Source organism: Aureimonas sp. CAS (assembly GCF_059838215.1).
The window spans coordinates 1684736-1703021 of record NZ_CM187563.1 but is presented as its reverse complement, the minus strand read 5'-3'; the positions used below and the strand labels follow the sequence as shown (position 1 = coordinate 1703021).

18 protein-coding genes and 1 tRNA gene are annotated in these 18286 nt (G+C 69.0%); 5 read left to right on the top strand and 14 right to left on the bottom strand.

The genetic code is table 11. The features are described from left to right. Positions 1-75: 75 nt before the first annotated feature. Positions 76-579 (top strand): outer membrane protein assembly factor BamE, encoded by a 504-nt coding sequence (locus AC6R2M_RS08285; RefSeq protein WP_500487290.1) that lies wholly within the window; start codon positions 76-78, stop codon positions 577-579. 66 nt (positions 580-645) lie between these two features. Here AC6R2M_RS08285 and nusB read toward each other — a convergent pair whose 3' ends face one another. The 9 genes from nusB to AC6R2M_RS08240 form a co-directional block, all read right to left on the bottom strand. Continuing rightward, a complete protein-coding gene (nusB, locus tag AC6R2M_RS08280) occupies positions 646-1146 on the bottom strand; it encodes a transcription antitermination factor NusB (RefSeq protein WP_500487288.1) in 501 nt (166 codons plus the stop codon). A 5-nt stretch (positions 1147-1151) separates the two neighbouring features. Next, positions 1152-1598: a 6,7-dimethyl-8-ribityllumazine synthase gene (locus tag AC6R2M_RS08275; RefSeq protein ID WP_500487286.1), complete on the bottom strand. Its 447-nt coding sequence runs from the start codon at positions 1596-1598 to the stop codon at positions 1152-1154. Positions 1599-1692: 94 nt separating this feature from the next. Then, on the bottom strand, positions 1693-2301 hold the full coding sequence (locus tag AC6R2M_RS08270; protein WP_500487284.1) for a riboflavin synthase: 609 nt from the start codon (positions 2299-2301) through the stop codon (positions 1693-1695). Then, positions 2301-3422, bottom strand: a complete 1122-nt coding sequence (ribD, locus tag AC6R2M_RS08265) for a bifunctional diaminohydroxyphosphoribosylaminopyrimidine deaminase/5-amino-6-(5-phosphoribosylamino)uracil reductase RibD (protein ID WP_500487539.1) — start codon at positions 3420-3422, stop codon at positions 2301-2303. The genes AC6R2M_RS08270 and ribD overlap by 1 nt, the downstream gene beginning before the upstream one ends. Continuing rightward, positions 3422-3904 (bottom strand): transcriptional regulator NrdR, encoded by a 483-nt coding sequence (gene nrdR, locus AC6R2M_RS08260; protein ID WP_500487282.1) that lies wholly within the window; start codon positions 3902-3904, stop codon positions 3422-3424. The genes ribD and nrdR overlap by 1 nt, the downstream gene beginning before the upstream one ends. A 7-nt stretch (positions 3905-3911) precedes the next feature. After that, positions 3912-5213, bottom strand: coding sequence for a serine hydroxymethyltransferase (glyA, locus tag AC6R2M_RS08255; protein ID WP_500487538.1), 1302 nt, complete (start codon positions 5211-5213; stop codon positions 3912-3914). Between the two features lie 219 nt (positions 5214-5432). After that, positions 5433-6761 carry a L,D-transpeptidase family protein gene (locus AC6R2M_RS08250; protein WP_500487279.1) on the bottom strand — a complete coding sequence of 443 codons (1329 nt, stop codon included), beginning with the start codon at positions 6759-6761 and terminating at the stop codon, positions 5433-5435. Between the two features lie 210 nt (positions 6762-6971). Beyond that, positions 6972-7466, bottom strand: coding sequence for a DUF192 domain-containing protein (locus AC6R2M_RS08245; protein WP_500487277.1), 495 nt, complete (start codon positions 7464-7466; stop codon positions 6972-6974). Continuing rightward, on the bottom strand, positions 7466-8035 hold the full coding sequence (locus AC6R2M_RS08240) for a cold-shock protein (protein ID WP_500487275.1): 570 nt from the start codon (positions 8033-8035) through the stop codon (positions 7466-7468). The genes AC6R2M_RS08245 and AC6R2M_RS08240 overlap by 1 nt, the downstream gene beginning before the upstream one ends. Positions 8036-8232: 197 nt before the next feature. Here AC6R2M_RS08240 and AC6R2M_RS08235 point away from each other — a divergent pair, with 197 nt between their 5' ends. The 3 genes from AC6R2M_RS08235 to AC6R2M_RS08225 all read left to right on the top strand — a co-directional run bounded on the left by AC6R2M_RS08235 (position 8233) and on the right by AC6R2M_RS08225 (position 9974). After that, on the top strand, positions 8233-8673 hold the full coding sequence (locus AC6R2M_RS08235; protein WP_500487273.1) for a VOC family protein: 441 nt from the start codon (positions 8233-8235) through the stop codon (positions 8671-8673). Positions 8674-8837: 164 nt separating this feature from the next. Continuing rightward, entirely contained in the window at positions 8838-9824 is a 987-nt protein-coding gene (locus AC6R2M_RS08230; protein WP_500487271.1) for a YcbK family protein, read from the top strand. Between the two features lie 75 nt (positions 9825-9899). After that, positions 9900-9974: transfer RNA gene (locus tag AC6R2M_RS08225), tRNA-Glu, on the top strand. A gap of 188 nt (positions 9975-10162) precedes the next feature. Here the strand turns inward: AC6R2M_RS08225 and recJ are convergent. The 5 genes from recJ to AC6R2M_RS08200 form a co-directional block, all read right to left on the bottom strand. After that, the gene (gene recJ, locus AC6R2M_RS08220; RefSeq protein WP_500487269.1) at positions 10163-11998 is read right to left on the bottom strand and encodes a single-stranded-DNA-specific exonuclease RecJ; all 1836 of its coding nucleotides are present in this window, start codon (positions 11996-11998) and stop codon (positions 10163-10165) included. Then, positions 11980-12957 carry a class II fructose-bisphosphatase gene (gene glpX / locus AC6R2M_RS08215; RefSeq protein WP_500487267.1) on the bottom strand — a complete coding sequence of 326 codons (978 nt, stop codon included), beginning with the start codon at positions 12955-12957 and terminating at the stop codon, positions 11980-11982. The genes recJ and glpX overlap by 19 nt, the downstream gene beginning before the upstream one ends. 72 nt (positions 12958-13029) lie before the next feature. Beyond that, the gene (locus AC6R2M_RS08210; RefSeq protein ID WP_500487266.1) at positions 13030-14334 is read right to left on the bottom strand and encodes a homoserine dehydrogenase; all 1305 of its coding nucleotides are present in this window, start codon (positions 14332-14334) and stop codon (positions 13030-13032) included. A 60-nt stretch (positions 14335-14394) separates the two neighbouring features. Next, on the bottom strand, positions 14395-15606 hold the full coding sequence (locus tag AC6R2M_RS08205; RefSeq protein WP_500487264.1) for an LL-diaminopimelate aminotransferase: 1212 nt from the start codon (positions 15604-15606) through the stop codon (positions 14395-14397). A gap of 140 nt (positions 15607-15746) precedes the next feature. Further along, entirely contained in the window at positions 15747-16154 is a 408-nt protein-coding gene (locus tag AC6R2M_RS08200) for a hypothetical protein (RefSeq protein ID WP_500487263.1), read from the bottom strand. Positions 16155-16450: 296 nt separating this feature from the next. Between AC6R2M_RS08200 and phaC the strand changes: the two genes are divergently transcribed. After that, complete coding sequence (phaC, locus tag AC6R2M_RS08195) at positions 16451-18271, top strand: class I poly(R)-hydroxyalkanoic acid synthase (protein WP_500487261.1); 1821 nt, start codon at positions 16451-16453, stop codon at positions 18269-18271. The last annotated feature ends 15 nt before the right edge of the window (positions 18272-18286 follow it).

The following is an 18286-nucleotide window of genomic DNA, read 5'->3' as shown; positions in this document are numbered from 1 at the left end:
CGCAATTTCGCGACGATGACGTATCAATCGGTCGAGAGCGACATGGCAGGAGGTCCTTTGCGCGTGATCCCGAAGATGAGAGCCGTCCGCCTGCTTGCCGGCGCCGCGATGTTGGGTTCGGCCGTGGCGCTCGCCGGGTGCCAGACCGCCGAGGTGCTGAATCAGGGCTACATCATCGACGAGCAGGCGCTCTCGCTGGTTCCCGTCGGCTCCAGCCGCGAGCAGGTGCTGCTGGCGCTCGGCTCGCCGTCCACCACCGCGACCTTCGACAACGAGATCTTCTACTACATCTCGCAGAAGCGCGTGCGCCCCGTCGCCTTCATGCAGCCGCGCCTCGTCGATCAGCGCGTCCTGGCCGTCTATTTCGGCCCGGACAACCGCGTCCGGCAGATCGCCCATTACGGCCTGCAGGACGGCGTGCTCTTCGACTTCATCACGCGCACGACGCCGACCGCCGGGCGCGATGCGAGCTTCCTCGGTTCGCTCCTCTCCACCGACGGTCCTCCGGGACCGGGCGTGGGCGGCCTCGGCGGAATGATCGGCGGCAACAGCAACACGGGCATCGGCCCGGAGCGCTGACCGGTTCGGGGGAGGCGCTCGACGCGCCTCCTCCGCGGCCCGACCCGAAATTCGTCCCCGTCCGTTTCAGCCCCGGACGGGCGCGTCCTTGCCCCGCCCCTCGCCGCGCGTCGCGCGCGCCACGCGGTCGAGGACCGCGTTGACGAGCCGGGGCTCGTCTTCGGCGTAGAAGGCCTTGGCGACATCGACATATTCGGCGACGATCACGGCGACCGGCACGTCCTTGCGAGCCGTCAGCTCGTAGGTGCCGGCGCGCAGGATGGCGCGCAGCGTCGTGTCGAGGCGCGAGAGCGGCCAATCGGCCGTCAGCGAGGAATGGATCAGCGGATCGACGACCTTCTGGCTGCGCACGACGCCGGAGACGACGTCACGGAACCACGCGGCGTCCGCGTCGCGATAGGTGTCGCCGTCGAGCTCCTGACCGAGGCGCAGGCTCTCATACTCGGCGACGGTCTCGATCAGGCCCGTGCCGCCGACATCCATCTGATAGAGCGCCTGGACGGCGGCGAGGCGCGCGGCGCCGCGCTTATTGGCGGGGCGAACGGTCTTGGCGGGGGTCTCCGACATCGCCGTCAGGCTCCCAGCCGATCGCGCAGCGCGATCATCGTCAGCGCGGCTTCGGCCGCGCCGCCCCCCTTGTTCAGCCGGTCCGGCCTGGCGCGCGCCAGCGCCTGGTCCTCGTTCTCGACCGTCAGGATGCCGTTGCCGATGCAGGCGTTCTCGGCGATCGAGATGTCCATGATCGCGCGGCAGGATTCGTTGGCGACGATGTCGAAATGATAGGTCTCGCCCCGGATGACGCAGCCGAGCGCGACGAAGCCGTCATACTCGGTGCCGCCGTCCTCGGCGCCGGTGAGGGCGAAGCCGATCGCGGCCGGGATCTCCAGCGCGCCCGGCACGGTCACCACATCGAAGGTCCCGCCGGCTTCCGCGATGCGGGCCTTCGCGCCTTCCAGGAGAAAATCGGCGATGTGATCGTAGAAGCGGGCTTCGACGATCAGGAGGTGCGGCCCGGCCATGACGGTCTCTCTCGTGACGAGCAACGCGCCCGAGCGCGTTCTGCGCCTTGCGGCAGACGAGCGGGACGGTCGCGGAATATGGGACGGCCGGGCGTCAATCGCGTCCGGCGAACAGGCGCTCCGCATAGCGCGCTATCGTGTCCACCTCAAGGTTGACGCGCTCGCCCGCGTTCCGCCCGCCCCAGGTCGTCACCTCCATCGAGTGACGGATGAGGAGGACGTCGAATTCGTCGCCCTCCACCGCGTTGACGGTCAGCGAGGTTCCGTCGAGCGCGACCGAGCCCTTGCGCGCGATGTAGCGGGAGAGTTCGGGCGGCGCGCGCAGTCGGAACCGCCTCGCCTCGCCCTCGTCCTCGACCGCGATGATCTCGGCCTGGCCGTCCACATGGCCGGAGACGATGTGGCCGCCGAGCTCGTCGCCGATCTTCAGCGACCGTTCCAGATTGATAGCGGTGCCTTCCGCCCAGGACGCGGCGGTCGTCAGCCGGAGCGCCTCCTCCCAGGCCTCCACGTCGAACCAGCGCGCGTTCGAACCCGGCTCGGGCAGCGCCGTGACCGTGAGGCAGACGCCGGAGCAGGCGATGGACGCGCCGATGTCGATGGTCGCGGGATCGTAGGCGGTCGCGATGCGGACGCGCCGTCCCTCGTCCAGCGCCTCGACTTCCAGAACCTGCCCGATGTCGGTGACGATCCCGGTGAACATCAGTCGGCCTTTCGAATGAACTCGTGCCAGCGGTCCGGCCCGTAGTGCGCCGAACGCAGCGGATCGAACCGTCGCGCCGCCTCGTCGAGGCCGATCGGACCCGGCACGCCGTCCGCGCCGATGGTCGCCGGCCCGACGACGAGGGTCAGCCGATCCACCAGATCGTCCTCCAGGAAGGTCTTCGCAAGGGCGGCCCCGCCTTCGACGAGGAGCGTCGAGATTCCCCGCGCGCCGAGATCGTCGAGAAGCTCGGGCAGCGCCACGCGCCCGTCGGCGTCCGGCTCGGCGGCCAGGATCTCGACGCCCATCTCCCGCAGCGCGCGGCGGCGCTCCGGATCGGCGTCGTTGGAGGCGACGAGGAAGGTCGGAACCTCGCGGGCCTCGGTCGCCAGACGCGAGGTCGCGGGCGTGTCGAGGCGGAAATCGACGACGATGCGGCTCGGCGAGCGCTCGGCAAGACCCGGCAAGCGGCAGGTCAGCGCCGGATCGTCCTCCAGCGCGGTGCCGATACCGACGAGGATCGCGTCGGAGCGTGCCCGCACCAGATGGGTCTGGGCGTTGGCGAGGGCGGAGGTGATCGCCACCTGCCCCCTGCCCTTCAGGCCGATCATGCCGTCGGCCGAAAGCGCCATCTTCAACGTCACTTCCGGGCGATGGCGAAGGTGACGCGTGAGGTAGCCCGAAATCGTCCGCGCGGCCTCCTTCGCCATGACCGCCGGCACAACCTCGATGCCCGCCGCGCGAAGGATGGCGTGCCCCTTGCCGTCGACGCGCGGGTCCGGGTCGGCGGAGGCGGAGACGACGCGCGCGACGCCGGCGGCCACGAGCGCCTCGGCGCAGGGCGGCGTTCGCCCGTGATGGGCGCAGGGCTCCAGCGTCACATAGGCGGTGGCGCCGCGCGCGGCCTCTCCGGCCTCGGCCAGCGCCGCCGTCTCGGCATGCGGGCGGCCGCCGAGCGCGGTGATGCCGCGGCCGACGATCCTCGCAACGCCGCCGTCGCGGCGAACGATCAGCGTGGAGACGGAGGGGTTCGTGCCCGTCAGCCCCACGTGGCGTTCGGCCAGCCGGATCGCGGCCGCCATGAAGCGGAGATCGGTCTCGTCGGGGCCGGTCGGATGCATCACTCGTCGTCCTCCCGGACCGCGACGCTTCCGCCTTCGGCGAGTTCGTCGAGGATCGCGTTGAAATCGCCCGCTTCACGGAAGTCGTGATAGACCGAGGCGAAGCGCACATAGGCGACGTCGTCGAAGCCGCGCAGCGCGTCCATGACGAGAAGGCCGATCTCCTGCGTGGAGACCTCGCCGTCGCCGCGCGATTCCAGCCGCCGGACGATGCCCGACAGCATGCGCTCGACGCGCTCCTCCTCCACCGCGCGCTTGCGCAGCGCCGTCTCGACGGAACGGGCGAGCTTGTCGCGTTCGAAGGGAACGCGCTTGCCGGACTTCTTGACGACCGTCAGGTCGCGAAGCTGGACGCGCTCGAAGGTGGTGAAGCGTCCGGAACAGTCCGGGCAGACGCGGCGGCGGCGAATGGCCGCCCCGTCTTCTGCGGGGCGGCTATCCTTGACCTGGCTGTCCTGCGAGCCGCAATAGGGGCAGCGCAAGGACCGCTCAGCCGAGCGAGGGGTAGATCGGGAAGCGGCTCGTGAGCTCGACCACGCGCTCCTTCACGGACCGCTCGACCGCCTCGTTGCCGTCCTCGGAGTTGGCGGCCTTCAGGCCGTCCAGCACCTCGACGATCATCTGGCCGACCTGACGGAACTCGGCCGGACCGAAGCCCCGCGTCGTCGCCGCCGGGGTGCCGAGGCGGATGCCAGAGGTGATCGTCGGCTTCTGCGGGTCGTTCGGAACGCCGTTCTTGTTGCAGGTGATGCCGGCGCGCTCGAGCGCGGTCTCCGACGCCTTGCCCGTCAGCATCTTCGGCCGCAGATCGACCAGCATGAGATGCGTGTCGGTGCCGCCGGAGACGATGTCGAGCCCGCCCTCGCGCACGGTCTCGGCGAGAACGCGGGCGTTCTCCACCACCGCGCCGATATAGGACTTGAAGTCCGGCGTCAGCGCCTCGCCGAAGGCGACCGCCTTGCCGGCGATGACGTGCATGAGCGGGCCGCCCTGCAGGCCCGGAAAGATCGCCGAATTGATCTTCTTGGCGATGTCCTCGTCATTGGTGACGACGAGGCCGCCGCGCGGGCCGCGCAGCGTCTTGTGCGTCGTGGAGGTCGCGACATGGGCGTGCGGGAACGGGCTCGGGTGATGACCCGAGGCGACGAGACCCGCGAAATGGGCCATGTCCACCCAGAGATAGGCGCCGACCGCATCGGCGATCGCGCGGAAGCGGGCGAAGTCGATCCGGCGCGAATAGGCCGAGCCGCCCGCGACGATGATGACCGGCCGGTGCTCGTGAGCGAGAGCCTCCACGGCGTCGTAGTCGATCAGGCCGGTGTCGAGGTCGAGGCCGTACTGGACGGCGTTGAACCAGCGGCCCGAGAGGTTCGGCTTGGCGCCGTGGGTCAGGTGACCGCCCGCGTCGAGGCTCATGCCGAGAATGGTGTCGCCCGGCTTGGAGAGCGCGAGCAGCACCGCCTGGTTCGCCTGGCTGCCGGAATTCGGCTGCACGTTCGCGAAGCCGCAGGAGAACAGCTCCTTGGCGCGGTCGATCGCGAGCTGCTCGACGACGTCCACGTGCTGGCAGCCGCCATAGTAGCGCTTGCCCGGATAGCCCTCGGCGTATTTGTTGGTCAGGACCGAACCCTGCGCCTCCAGCACCGCCCGCGAGACGATGTTCTCCGAGGCGATCAGCTCGATCTCGTGGCTCTGGCGCGCCAGCTCCTCGCGCATGGCGGCGAAGAGCGCCGGATCGCCCGCCGCGATGCCCTCGGAGAAGAAGCGGTCCGAGCGCGGCTGCGCTTCCATTGAAACGGCCTGCGACATGATGGAACCTCCGCTGGTCGGCGCCCCGCTCCGGCTTCATGGCCGCGTGGGAGCGCATCTTCGGGTTGGCAGCGATCTAGCATGGCCGGGTCGGTTCCGCCAAGCCAAAGGGCTAACGCGGAACGGGCCGGCAGCCAAAGCCACCGACCGTCCTCGATCATAACGAATGCGACGAAGCGCCGTGTCGGCGCGGTTCCCGACCTAGAAGGGCAGGTCCGCGAAGGCCTGCTCGCCCGGCTGATAGGCCGAGGGCGCGACGCTGGACATGGCGAGCTGCTGCGAGCCGTCGCGGTGGTAGATGTCGTCGCGGAACTGCACGGCCGTCGGATCGCTCGCCCAGGCGGTGAAGTAGGACAGATGCACCTTCGGCCGGTTCGTCAGATCGATGTCCACGCGCGAGCGCGCCGCGATGGTCTGCTCGATCCGCGCGCGGTCCCATCCAGGCTCGTCGCGGGCGATCCAGACGATCAGATCGCGAACGTTCTGGATGCGAACGCAGCCCGACGATTCGAACCGGAGCAGCTGCGAGAAGGTCGACTGCTGCGGCGTGTCGTGCAGGAAGACCGAATGCGGGTTCGGGAAGTTGATGCGGACCGACGACATGGCGTTCATCGGCCCCGGCTCCTGCCGGAACAGGTAGCGGACGGCCTCGTCCGTGTTCCAGTCGATCCGCTCGGGCGGGATCACCGAGCCGTCGGACGCGTAGATGTAGATCTCGTTGCGCTGGAGATAGGTCGGGTCCTTGCGCATCAGCGGGATGATGTCCTTGCGGACGATCGAGGCCGGCGCGTGCCAGTACGGGTTCAGGTTGAGATTGATGATCTCGGACTGGAGGATCGGCGTCTGCCGGTCCACCTTGCCGACCACCGCCGTGTGGCGCTGGACGACGCGGCCGTTCTCGACCGCCTCGACGAAGGCGCCCGGAATGTTGACCATGACGAGGCGCGGCGCGTCCGTCAGCTCGGCCTGGATGCGCGACAGATTGGTCTGCAGCTGGCCGAGGCGGATGTTGGCCGGAACGTTCAGTGCCTTGGAGGTGGCCTCGCCGACGTCCCCGTCCGCCGGCAGGCCGTGCCGGGTCTGGAAGCGCTTCACCGCCGCGTCGACATAGGTGTCGAACGCCTGGCCGCCGCCCGCCGAGCGCGGCAGGTCTCCCGACCAGAACAGCCGCTCGCGCAGCGCCTGGACGGCCGGACCCTGGACGCCGAGCCGCATGCCCGCCTGATCGGGGACGTTCGGCCAGCCGCCGGACATGACGAGCTGGTTGTAGGACTGGATCGCCGACTGCATGGCGGCGACGGTGTTCTGCGACAGGATCGGCTGGTACGACAGGACTTCGGCGGTCGAGGCCGAGCGCGTGTCGAACTGGTCGTTCCATTCGCCGCGCGAGGGCGCCGACAGGATTCCGTCGAGCGCGGTCTGCGCGAAGGCCGCGCCGGGAAGCGCGGCGCCCGCAAGGGCCAGCGCGCCCTTCACGAAGCGGCGACGCGAGATCATGGAGCGCGCGTGCGAAGACCGGGCGTTCGACATGAAGTCCCCTTTTCGATCCTGTTCGATCCGATGGTGGCCGGGAGCCTAGCGCCCCATGGTAAACCAAACGGAAACCGGTGCGCCCGGCGTGGCCGGAACGCTCCCCTTCGGGAACAGGTCTCGCCACTCCAATATGGCCAAAAGCGGGACAGCGACGGCCGATCGCCCGGAAGGCGGACGGGGTGTTGCGAGAACGGCTCAGTCGGCGCGTCAGTCGGCGCGGGAGGGACCGGTTCCGATGATCGGATGCTCCAGCCTGTCGCCCTCCGCCGCGCCGAGACGGGCGGCGGCGCCGCCGTTCAGCTCCAGCACGTAGCGGACGGGCTCGCCCGAGGGGATGGGGGTCAGGTCGAAGGGGCGCGCGTTGCGGGCGATCCGCGCGATGGTGCCGTCCTCGCGCAGGAACAGCATGTCGAGCGGAATCAGCGTGTTCTTCATCCACATCGAGACGGGCCGCGTCTCGCCGAAATCGAAGAGCATGCCTTGGTCCTCGGCCATCTCCTCGCGGTGCATCAGCCCCGTCGCGCGGGTCTCGTCCGTGTCGGCGATCTCGACAGAGATGCGGTGCATCCCGCTCTGCGTGAAAAGGGTCGCCGTGGAGCCGATCGAGTTGGAGGTGAAGACGAAGAAGGAGGCGACGGCGAGGACGAGGACGAGCCCCGCCACCCGCCAGTTCGCCCGCAGCGAGTTCGCGACGGACGCCATCAGTGCGCCACCGGATGCAACGGTCCCGATTCGGGATGGATCTCGGCCGCCATCAGCCCCTTCGAGCCGGTTCCGAACCGCACGAGAACGACCTGCCCCGGACGGAGCTCCGTCATTCCGAATTGTCTGAGTGTCTCCATGTGGATGAAGATATCCTCCGTGCCGTCTCCGCGCGAGAGGAAACCGTATCCCTTCGTCCGGTTGAACCATTTGACGGTGACGCGCTCCAGACCGCTGGTGGGCGTGATCTGCACATGCGTCCGAGCTTGAGGCAGGGTGGAGGGATGCACGGCCGTGGAGGTGTCCATCGACAGGACGCGGAACGCCTGCAGCCCCCGCTCTCCGCGCATCACCTCGCAGACGAGCCTCGTCCCCTCTATGGCGCTGGCGAAGCCGTCGCGCCGGAGGCAGGTGACGTGAAGGAGGATGTCCTCGCCCTCGTCGTCGGGCACGACGAAGCCGAACCCTTTCGCGACGTCGAACCACTTGATCCGACCGGAGACGGTCCGCGTGTCGGACACCGCTTCACGCTCCTCACCCTCCCGCGCCGCGGAGTCCGGTCGAACCATTCAAGAATTCCCGTCGCGCTTGGCCTGCGATTCATGCATCTAAATGAATGTTGGGCAAGGTATGGCTTCAGCAAGATGGCCGGAACGCGAAGCTTTGCGGAAGCGGAAACGAACGCCGCGCCACTTAGGGTTGGCACCAGCCTTCTGCCTTCTATCTTGCGTCGCGCGGCGCCAATGAGGCCGATGGAGCGAGCAGCATGAGATATCTTCACACGATGGTTCGGGTCGAGGACCTCGACCGGGCCCTCGATTTCTACTGCGGCAAGTTCGGCCTCGTCGAAATGCGGCGCATCGAGAACGAGAAGGGGCGGTTCACGCTCGTCTTTCTCGCCGCCTCCGGCGACGAGGCGACCGGGCGCGAGAACAAGGCACCGCTCCTGGAGCTGACCTACAACTGGGACCCCGAGACCTATACGGGCGGCCGCAATTTCGGCCATCTCGCCTACGAGGTCGACGACATCTACGCGATCTGCCAGAGGTTGATGGACGCGGGCGTGACGATCAACCGCCCGCCCCGCGACGGCCACATGGCCTTCGTGCGCTCCCCGGACGGGATCTCGATCGAAATTCTGCAGGCCGGACAGGCGAAGGAGCCGCAGGAGCCCTGGGCCTCTATGCAGAACACGGGAACATGGTAAAGTTTCCGTCATCCGGACGCCGCATTCGTCGTCCAGCCTGACGTGGAAACCATGAGTCGATCGTCCCGCAGCCGAGTTCGGCGACCGTCCGGGGACTGACGGGGGACAGATGAACATGCGGCGTGGTGCGCTCGGCGCATCCGCCTTGAGAGGGTGGACGGAACTTGAAAGCCGACACGACGAGTGTGCGCGAGCGATGGCGCGCAAGACGGACATCGCTCGCCGTCCTTTCCTTCGGCCTGCTTCTCTCGGGCTGCATGTCCGCCTCGCAGAGCGACGGCTCGCTCTTCGGCTTCTCCCCCGGAAATCTCGCAGCCGGCACGCGCGCGGCACCCGCCCCGGGCAGCGCGACGCTCGCCAACGCACCGGAGCTGAACGTCGCGGCGGTCGAGGCGCCGAGCGAAGCGCAGGCCGCGGAAGTGGCCGCGATCGCCGAGACGCAGGCACAGGAGCCCGCGCAGGCCGAAGCGGGCGACGACGCCAGAGCGCTCTCGATGGCCGCCTTCGCGGCACCGAACCAGCCCAACCGGCAGGCCGGACGCTCGCTCTACGCCTCCCTCTTCACCGAATCGGAAGCGCGCACGCCGGTGCGCAACGCGGAGAGCGGCCGCAGCGGCCGCGTCCTGATCACGCGGACGGACGGCGTCGGAAAGCCGCAGCGCGACGCCTCGCTCCCCGGCGTCGATCCCTCCTCCATCTTCGAGATCGGCCAGCGCGCCTCGGTCGACGACGAGGACTTCCTCGACGACATCGGCAACACGCAGGTCGCCTCTCTGTCGGGCATGGCGCGTCTGGCGCCGAGCGGCTTCCTCGTCCAGCGCGAGGACATCGAGACGGGCTGCTTCGACAGCGGTCTGCGACAGCTTCTCGGCCAGATCGAGCGCCGCTTCGGCGAACGCGTGGTCATCACCTCCGGCTATCGGTCCCCCTCCCACAATCGCCGCGTCAACGGCGCCAAGGCCTCCATGCACATGGCCTGCAAGGCCGCCGATCTTCACGTCCCGGGCGTCGACGGCCAGACGGTCGCTGCCTTCGTGCGCTCGCTGCCGAACCGGGGCGGCGTCGGAACCTACTGCCACACGGCCGCGATCCATGTGGATGTCGGGCGCAAGCGCGACTGGAACTGGGCCTGCCGCCGACGGGCCGGCTGAGGGCTCGATTCAGGGTTCGAAACGGCCTTCCAAGTCTTGCGCCGTCGAGAGAATCACACTACACGTCCCCTCGCTGCGCCCATCGTCTATCGGTTAGGACGCCACCCTTTCACGGTGGAGAGCGGGGTTCGATTCCCCGTGGGCGTACCACTTCCCCTACATTTCGAAATTCGACTGCGCTTATCGGCCGTTGCAGGTGATTGCTCGATCGTCTGCTGAAGACGGTACGGCGTCGTCTCGACGCGTCGTTCCGGCCATTCCGGGTCCGTGCAGATCGCGGGCGGCGTTCGGGCCGACACGGTCCCCCATGGCCGCAACCGAAGACCGGTGCTCCGGCCTCAGTCGTAGGCGTCCGCCATGTCGCAGATGCGGAACGAGACCTTTTCGGTCCCCCGGAAATGATCGAGCGACAGATGCCCGGCCACATGCACCGGACCGCCGGAACCGCCGAGCAACAGAGGCTCCAGCGGCGTTCCCATCGCGCGAAAGGCGATCGCCGACAGCGTGGCGCCGTCGGGTGACTTCAACGTCGCGCGCACATGTCCGGCCTCGCCGATCGGCTGGGCCGAGACGACGCGGTGCCGTGGCAGGGCGATGACGGGCTGGGCATGGCCCGCACCGTAGGGTCCGGCCTGTTCGATGGTGCGGACGAGATCGCAGGTGAGGCCGCCGGCGCTCGACGCTCCGTCGATCGCCCGTTCGCTCGGGCGGCGAAGCACCGCGAGATCGGCCGCGCTCAGCATCTGGGTCCGCTCGCGGAAGTCGCCGAGCCGCTCCCGTTCGATGGTCAGGCCGGCGGCCATCGCGTGCCCCCCGCCCTTCACCAGAATGCCGTCCTCGACCGCCCCGCGCACCAGGGCGCCGAGGTCGAAGCCCGGAACCGAGCGACCGGAGCCGCTTCCGCGTCCGTCCGTCCCGAAGGCGATCGCGAAGGCGGGCCGCGAGAAGCGCTCCTTCAGCCGCGCGGCGACGAGGCCCGCCAGGCCGGGGTGCCAGTCGTCGCGCGCGGTGACCAGCACCGGCGGGCCCTCGCCCTCCCCGATCTCGCGGCGCATCTCCGCTTCGGCCTCGGCGAGCATCGCCCGCTCCAGCGCCTGGCGCTCTTCGTTCAGGCGATGCAGTTCGGCGGCGATGGCTTCCGCCTCGCCTTCGTCGTCGCCGGCCAGAAGCCGGCTGCCGAGGGAGGAGTCGCCGATCCGCCCGCCCGCATTGATGCGCGGCCCGACGACGAAGCCGAGATGGTAGGCGTCGGCCGGGCCGGAGAGCCTCGCGATCTTCGCGAGAGCCGCGATGCCGGGATTGCGGCGCATGCGGATGAGGTTCAGCCCCTGCACGACCAGCGCACGATTGAAGCCGACCAGCGGAACGACGTCGCAGACGGTGGCGAGCGCCGCCAGATCGACGAGGCCGAGGAGGTCCGGCAGGCCGGTCCGTCCGCGCCGCCGCAACTCGCGCGAGACGGCCGCGAGCGTCAGGAACACGACGCCCGCAGCGCAGAGGTGACCCTGCCCCGACAGATCGTCCTGCCGGTTCGGGTTCACGATGGCCCGCGCGGGCGGCAGCGACGGGCCGGGCTGGTGATGGTCGAGGACGACGACATCCTCGCCGAGGCGCGCGGCCTCCTCCAGCGCCGTGCTTCCGGTGGTGCCGCAGTCCACGGTCACGATCAGCCTCGCGCCGTCCGCGATCAGTTCGCGCATGGCGGTCGGGTTCGGGCCGTAGCCTTCCGTCAGACGGTCGGGAATGCGGATCGCGACATCGAGGCCGAGCGCGCGAAGATAGCGCGCGGCCATGGCGGAGGACGCCGCGCCGTCCACGTCGTAATCTCCGAAGACCGCCACCGTCTCGCGGCGTTCGACGGCATCGGCGATGCGCGCGGCGGCCGCGTCCATGTCCGTCAGCGAGGAGGGATCGGGCATGAGGTCGCGGATCGTCGGCGCGAGGAAGCGCGCCGCCTCCGCCGCCGGAATGTCGCGGGCGGCGAGAAGCCGCGCGACGAGATCGGGAAGGCCGTAGACCTGCGCGATCTGCATCGCCACCGCCTCGCCGCGCGGGGTCAGCGAATGGGTCCAGCGGCAGCCGAGCGCGGAACGCTCGACGCCGAGGAAGGTCCGCTTCTCGTCGAGACGCGTCGCCGTGCGGGCCGGCGCCCCGGTCAGGGCCGGGACCGCCACGGCTCGTAATGGCGCGTGCGGATCTCCCGCACGAGCTTCGCGGTCGAGCTCATGAGGAGCGTGTGCGTCTCGATCCGGTCGCGCCGGAAGCGCACGCCGTCGAGAAGGCTGCCGCCGGTCACGCCCGTCGCCGCGAAGATCACGTCGCCGCGCACCATGTCGTCCAGCGCATAGATGCGGTACGGGTCGGTGACGCCCATCGCCTCGGCGCGCGCGCGCTTCTCGTTCGTGTTGAGCTGCAGCCGGCCTTCCATCTGGCCGCCCGTGCAGCGGAGGGCGGCGGCCGCGAGCACCCCTTCCGGCGCGCCGCCGATGCCCATGTAGATGTCGATTCCCGTTCCGCCCGGGTCGCTGGCGTGGATGACCCCCGCCACGTCGCCGTCGCCGATCAGGCGGATCGCGGCGCCGCAACCGCGGATCTCCTCGATCAGCTTGGCATGGCGCGGACGGTCGAGAATGCAGGCGGTGATCTCTCCGATCGGCACGCCCTTGGCCTTGGCGAGCGCCTCCAGATTCTCCGCCGCGCTCTGGCGAAGGCTGACGATGCCGGCCGGGTAGCCCGGTCCGATCGCGATCTTCTCCATGTAGACGTCGGGCGCGTTGAGAAGGCTGCCGGCCGGGGCCAGCGCCACGACCGTCAGCGAATCGGGAAGGTTCTTGGCGCAGACCGTCGAGCCCTCGAGCGGGTCGAGCGCGATGTCCACGGCCGGTCCGTCGCCGGTCCCCACCTTCTCGCCGATGAAGAGCATGGGCGCTTCGTCACGCTCGCCCTCGCCGATGACGATGGTGCCGTCCACCGGCATGGTGGCGAGCGCGGAGCGCATGGCGTCCACGGCCGCCTGGTCGGCGGCCTTCTCGTCCCCGCGCCCGCGAAGCTGCGCCGCCGCGATGGCGGCCGCCTCCGTCGCGCGGGCGACCTCGCCCGGCAGTCTGCGATCCAGGGATCCGGTATCCTGCATGATCTCACGCGCCTCCCGTTGGCGCTGTCTTATGGCCAGAAACGATGTCGGCGCAATGAAGCCGACGCCGGGTCAGGCCAGCGTTTCGATCCGGATCATGCGCGGCTCGCCGGCCAGATGGCCGTCCTTGGAGACCGCGTCGAGCGCCTTGCGCACCGCCGCTTCCGTGGTCTCGTGCGTGATCAGGACGACGGGACGGGTCGAATCGTCCTGCGATTCATCGCGGCGGCGCTGCACGATCGATTCCAGCGAGATCTGGTTCTCGGCCATGCGCCGCGCGATCGAGGCGAAGGCGCCGACCTTGTCCTGCACGGAAAGGCGAATGTAGTAGCCGCCCTCGTGCGCGCGCATCCGCGCCCGCCTGTAGGGCGCGAGGCGGCTCGCCTCGACGCCGAGCGCCGGCACGTTCGCGCCCTTCGCCGCGTCGATCACGTCCGCCAGCACGGCCGAGGCGGTGGCGTCGCCGCCGGCGCCGGGACCGGCCAGAAGGATCGAGCCGAGAAGGTCGGTGTCGACCGCGACCGCGTTGGTCACGCCGTCGACCTGCGCCAGCGCCGAGGACGCGGGGATCATCGCCGGGTGGACCCGCTGCTCGATCCCCGATTCGGTGCGCTGGGCGACCGCGAGGAGCTTGATGCGGAAGCCAAGCTCGGCCGCCGCGACGATGTCCTCGTTGGAGACCTCGGAGATGCCCTCGATGAAGATCGCTTCGAGGTCGATCTCGCAACCGAAGGCGAGCGAGGTGAGGATCGCCAGCTTGTGGGCGGCGTCGAAGCCGCCGATGTCGAAGGTCGGGTCGGCTTCCGCGTAGCCGAGGCGCTGCGCGTCGGCGAGGCAGGCGTCGAAGGCGATGCCCTCCTTCTCCATGCGCGTCAGCATGTAGTTGCAGGTGCCGTTGAGGATGCCGTAGACGCGCCGCGTCTCGTTGCCGCGAAGGGCCTCGCGCATCGTCTTGATGATCGGGATGCCGCCCGCGACGGCCGCCTCGAAGAGGATCGCGCCGCCCTTCTTCTGGGCGAGCTTGGCGAGCGACACGCCATGATGGGCGAGCAGCGCCTTGTTGGCCGTCACGACGGTGAGGCCCCGGTTCAGCGCGGCCTTCACCGCGTCGAGCGCCTGGCCTTCGGAGCCGCCGACCAGCTCGACGAAGACGTCGATCTCGGCCTCGGACGCCAGCTTCGCCGGCTCGTCGAACCACTGGAAGCCGGCGATGTCGACGCCGCGGTCCTTCGACCGGTCACGCGCGGAGACGGCGACGATCTCGATCCCGCGTCCCGCCCGTTCCGCGTAGGTCTCCTGACGGGTGGCCAGCAGGCGCGCCACCGAGGCGCCGACGGTTCCGAGCCCGGCGATGCCGAGCCTAAACGGGCGATCCATGACGGTCCCCTTCAACGAACAAAAGGAACGGCGGCGGACGCCGCCGAAGGAACGGTCGGCTCAGGCGCCGAGCGCTGCGACGTTCTGCCTGTCTTCCTGGCCGGAGGCAAGGAAGCGCCGGATGTTGCGCGCCGCCTGCCGGATGCGGTGCTCGTTCTCGACCAGCGCGATGCGCACATAGTCGTCACCGTGCTCGCCGAAGCCGATGCCGGGCGCGACCGCCACGTCCGCCTTCTCGATCAGGAGCTTAGAGAATTCGAGCGAGCCCATCTCGCGGTAAGGCTCCGGGATGGGCGCCCAGGCGAACATGGTCGAGGACGGGGGCGGCACCTTCCACCCGGCGCGGCCGAAGGAATCGACCAGGACGTCGCGGCGGTGGCGGTAGATGTCGCGCACCTCGGCCACCGGCCCGTCGCCCGCGTTCAGCGCGGCCGTCGCCGCCACTTGGATCGGCGTGAAGGCGCCGTAGTCGAGATAGGACTTCACCCGCGTGAGCGCCGCGACGAGCCGGGCGTTGCCGACCGCGAAGCCGACGCGCCAGCCGGGCATGGAGAAGGTCTTCGACATGGAGGTGAACTCCACCGTCACGTCCATCGCGCCCGGCACTTCCAGCACCGAGGGCGGCGGGACGCCGTCGAAATAGATCTCCGCATAGGCGAGGTCGGAGAGGATGATGATGTCGTTCGCCTTCGCGAACTTCACGATCTCGGCGTAGAAGTCGAGGCTCGCCTCGTAGGCCGTCGGGTTGGACGGGTAGTTCAGGATGATCGCGATGGGCTTCGGGATCGAATGCCGAACGGCCTTGTCCACCGCGCGCAGGAAGTCTTCGTCCGGCTTGGCGGGAATGGCGCGGATCGTGCCGCCCGTCATCAGGAAGCCGAAGGCGTGGATCGGATAGGTCGGGTTCGGGCACAGCACCACGTCGCCCGGCGCGGTGATGGCCTGCGCCATGTTGGCGAAGCCTTCCTTGGAGCCGAGCGTCGCCACGACCTGGGTGTCCGGGTCGAGCTTCACGCCGAAGCGGCGCGCGTAGTACGCCGCCTGGGCGCGCCGAAGCCCCGGAATGCCCTTTGAGGCCGAATAGCGGTGCGTGCGCGGGTCGCGGATCGCCTCGCACATCTTGTCGACGACGAATTTCGACGTCGGCAGGTCCGGATTGCCCATGCCGAGATCGATGATGTCGACCGAGCGGGCGCGCGCGGCGGCCTTCTTCTTGTTCACCTCCTCGAAGACGTAGGGAGGCAGTCGGCGAACCTTGTGGAACTCTTCCATGGCGAGTGGTCCTTCGCGCAGCTGGCAGCCTCTTACGACGCGGCGGCAGAGCCCGCAATCGCGGGTCGGAGGCCGCCGCCTCGCCGATCGCCGGGCCGCATCCTAAAGGGTTGCCGGGCCGTCCCGCCCGGCGTCTATCGTCAGCGTGCGCGCTGCTGCTCGGCGATGGCGCGCAGTTCCTCGACGGTCTGCTGATACTCGCTGGAACGCGCTGCGGCCGCGCGGCGGGCCGCGAGCCCCTGAAGATCGCGGACGCCGGCGGCCGTCGGAGCCGTGCCGCGCGTCTCGACATTGGCGAAGCGCGCCTGCGTGTTCTCCACCAGCTGCTGACTGGCCTGCGGCGCGGCGGCGCGCGGCATGTGGCCGAGCATGGGGAAGCCGCGCGCGTCCACGCGCTGGCCCGAGGGACCGCGCGGAACCTCGACGGCGAAGGCGGGCGGCAGAACCGGGGTCTCGTCACGCGGCAGATAGGGCTGGATGCCCTGGCAGGCGGAGAGAACCAGCGCACCTGCGGCCAGAACGATACAAGTCGGAATCCGCAGTGCCATCAAAAATCCTCGCTGCCCGCCGTCGCGATCTTGTCGCGGGGCGCAGTCTACAGCATCGGCCCGAAAAATCGGAATCGATTTTCGGAAAGCCTGATGCGTCGAATGAAAGAGTTAGAGCGACCTTTGTGCGTCCGAACGGACGCACGGCGCTCCATCGCGCCGCGCGCGCCGTGGGAATGCGCGGCGGCACACTCGTGCTGCGCTGCCGCGACGAAATCGGCGCCACCGCCGGTAGCAGCCGGGGACCCGGGGGCCATTCTATGGTTTATGGGAAGGACGCGGACGGAGGAGCAGCGATGAACAAGGCGCATTCGGACCATGAAGCCTCGGGCGCGGCCCGCGTCGAGGACTACGCCGTTCGTGACCCGGAAGCCTTCGCGCGCAACATGGCGCATGTCTTCGAACAGCTCGGCAAGGCCGCGTCCGCCTGGGTGGAACCGCGCGAGCGCGGCGACATCCGCGACGAGGGGCCGAGCACCTACGAGGAGATGATCTCCACCCTCTCGCAGGTCAGCCGCTACTGGCTGACGGACCCAGCGCGGGCGATGGAAGCCCAGACGCACCTCTTCGCCGGCTATCTCGACATCTGGAGCCGCTCGATCCGCAAGATGGCGGGCGAACCCGTCACCGACCCCACCTCCTCGCGCGACAAGCGGTTCTCGGACGAGGAGTGGAGCCGCAACCTCTTCTTCGACTTCCTCAAGCAGGTCTACGTCCTGACCTCGCGCTGGGCCGACGACCTCGTGCGCCGGGCCGACGGCCTCGACCCGCACACGCGCCAGAAGGCCGCCTTCTACGTCAAGCAGCTCTCCAACGCCGTCTCGCCCTCGAACTTCGTCCTCACCAATCCCGAGCTCTACCGCGAGACCATGGCGCAGAACGGCGCCAATCTCGTGCGCGGCATGAAGATGTTCGCCGAGGACATGGCGGCGGGCTCGGGCGTCCTGAAGCTGCGCCAGTCCGACGCGCAGGGTTTCGCGGTCGGCAAGAACCTCGCGACCACGCCGGGCTCGGTCATCGCGCAGAACGACATCTGCCAGATCATCCAGTACGCGCCGCGGACCGAGACCGTCTTCAGGCGGCCCATCCTCATCTCGCCGCCCTGGATCAACAAGTTCTACATCCTCGATCTGAACGAGCAGAAGAGCTTCATCGGCTGGCTGGTCGATCAGGGCCACACGGTCTTCGTCGTCTCCTGGGTGAACCCGGACGAACGCCATGCCGGCATGGACTGGCAGGACTACATCGAGGACGGGATCGTCTTCGGTCTCGACACCGTCCACCGCGCCACGGGCGAGTCGGAGGTCAACGCGATCGGCTACTGCGTCGGCGGAACGCTGCTCTCGACGGCGATCGCCTATCTCAAGGCCAAGGGCGACGAGCGCATCCGCACCGCGACGCTGCTGACCACGCAGGTGGATTTCGCCCATGCGGGCGACCTGAAGGTCTTCGTCGACGAGAACCAGCTGCAGATGCTGGAGCGGACCATGTCCGACAAGGGCTATCTGGAAGGCTCGCACATGGCGACGGCCTTCAACCTCCTGCGCTCCTCAGACCTGATCTGGCCCTACTTCATCAACAACTACCTGAAGGGCAAGGAGCCCCTGCCCTTCGACCTTCTCTACTGGAACTCGGACGCGACCCGCATGGCGCGGGCCAACCACCTCTTCTACCTGCGCAACTGCTATCTGGAGAACCGGCTCTCGCGCGGGAGGATGGAGATCGGCGGCGTGACGCTGGACCTCAAGACGGTGGACATCCCGATCTACAATCTGTGCACGCGCGAGGACCATATCGCGCCGGCGAAAAGCGTCTACGAAGGCTCCGTCGCCTTCGGCTCCGACGTCGATCTCGTCATGGCCGGCTCCGGCCACATCGCCGGGGTCGTCAACCCGCCGGACAAGAACAAGTACCAGTACTGGACGGGCGCGACGCCCGGTGGCGGCGCGAGCTTCGAGGACTGGGTCGCGGCGGCGGAGGAGACCAAGGGCTCCTGGTGGCCTCACTGGCAGGCGTGGATCGAAGCGAAGTCGAACGAGCGCGTGCCGGCCCGCAAGCCCGGCGGCGACGCCCTGCCCGAAATCGAGCCGGCGCCCGGAAGCTACGTGAAGAGCTGACCGAAGAGACGCAAC

Coding starts and splice junctions, on each gene's coding strand:
- AC6R2M_RS08200 (WP_500487263.1), bottom strand. CDS start 16,154: ATGGCACTGCGGATTCCGACTTGTATCGTTCTGGCCGCAGGTGCGCTG.
- AC6R2M_RS08245 (WP_500487277.1), bottom strand. CDS start 7,466: ATGGCGTCCGTCGCGAACTCGCTGCGGGCGAACTGGCGGGTGGCGGGG.
- nusB (WP_500487288.1), bottom strand. CDS start 1,146: ATGTCGGAGACCCCCGCCAAGACCGTTCGCCCCGCCAATAAGCGCGGC.
- glyA (WP_500487538.1), bottom strand. CDS start 5,213: ATGGAAGCGCAGCCGCGCTCGGACCGCTTCTTCTCCGAGGGCATCGCG.
- AC6R2M_RS08270 (WP_500487284.1), bottom strand. CDS start 2,301: ATGTTCACCGGGATCGTCACCGACATCGGGCAGGTTCTGGAAGTCGAG.
- AC6R2M_RS08205 (WP_500487264.1), bottom strand. CDS start 15,606: ATGGAAGAGTTCCACAAGGTTCGCCGACTGCCTCCCTACGTCTTCGAG.
- AC6R2M_RS08285 (WP_500487290.1), top strand. CDS start 76: ATGAGAGCCGTCCGCCTGCTTGCCGGCGCCGCGATGTTGGGTTCGGCC.
- AC6R2M_RS08275 (WP_500487286.1), bottom strand. CDS start 1,598: ATGGCCGGGCCGCACCTCCTGATCGTCGAAGCCCGCTTCTACGATCAC.
- glpX (WP_500487267.1), bottom strand. CDS start 12,957: ATGCAGGATACCGGATCCCTGGATCGCAGACTGCCGGGCGAGGTCGCC.
- AC6R2M_RS08235 (WP_500487273.1), top strand. CDS start 8,233: ATGAGATATCTTCACACGATGGTTCGGGTCGAGGACCTCGACCGGGCC.
- AC6R2M_RS08210 (WP_500487266.1), bottom strand. CDS start 14,334: ATGGATCGCCCGTTTAGGCTCGGCATCGCCGGGCTCGGAACCGTCGGC.
- AC6R2M_RS08240 (WP_500487275.1), bottom strand. CDS start 8,035: ATGGTTCGACCGGACTCCGCGGCGCGGGAGGGTGAGGAGCGTGAAGCG.
- phaC (WP_500487261.1), top strand. CDS start 16,451: ATGAACAAGGCGCATTCGGACCATGAAGCCTCGGGCGCGGCCCGCGTC.
- AC6R2M_RS08250 (WP_500487279.1), bottom strand. CDS start 6,761: ATGTCGAACGCCCGGTCTTCGCACGCGCGCTCCATGATCTCGCGTCGC.
- ribD (WP_500487539.1), bottom strand. CDS start 3,422: ATGCATCCGACCGGCCCCGACGAGACCGATCTCCGCTTCATGGCGGCC.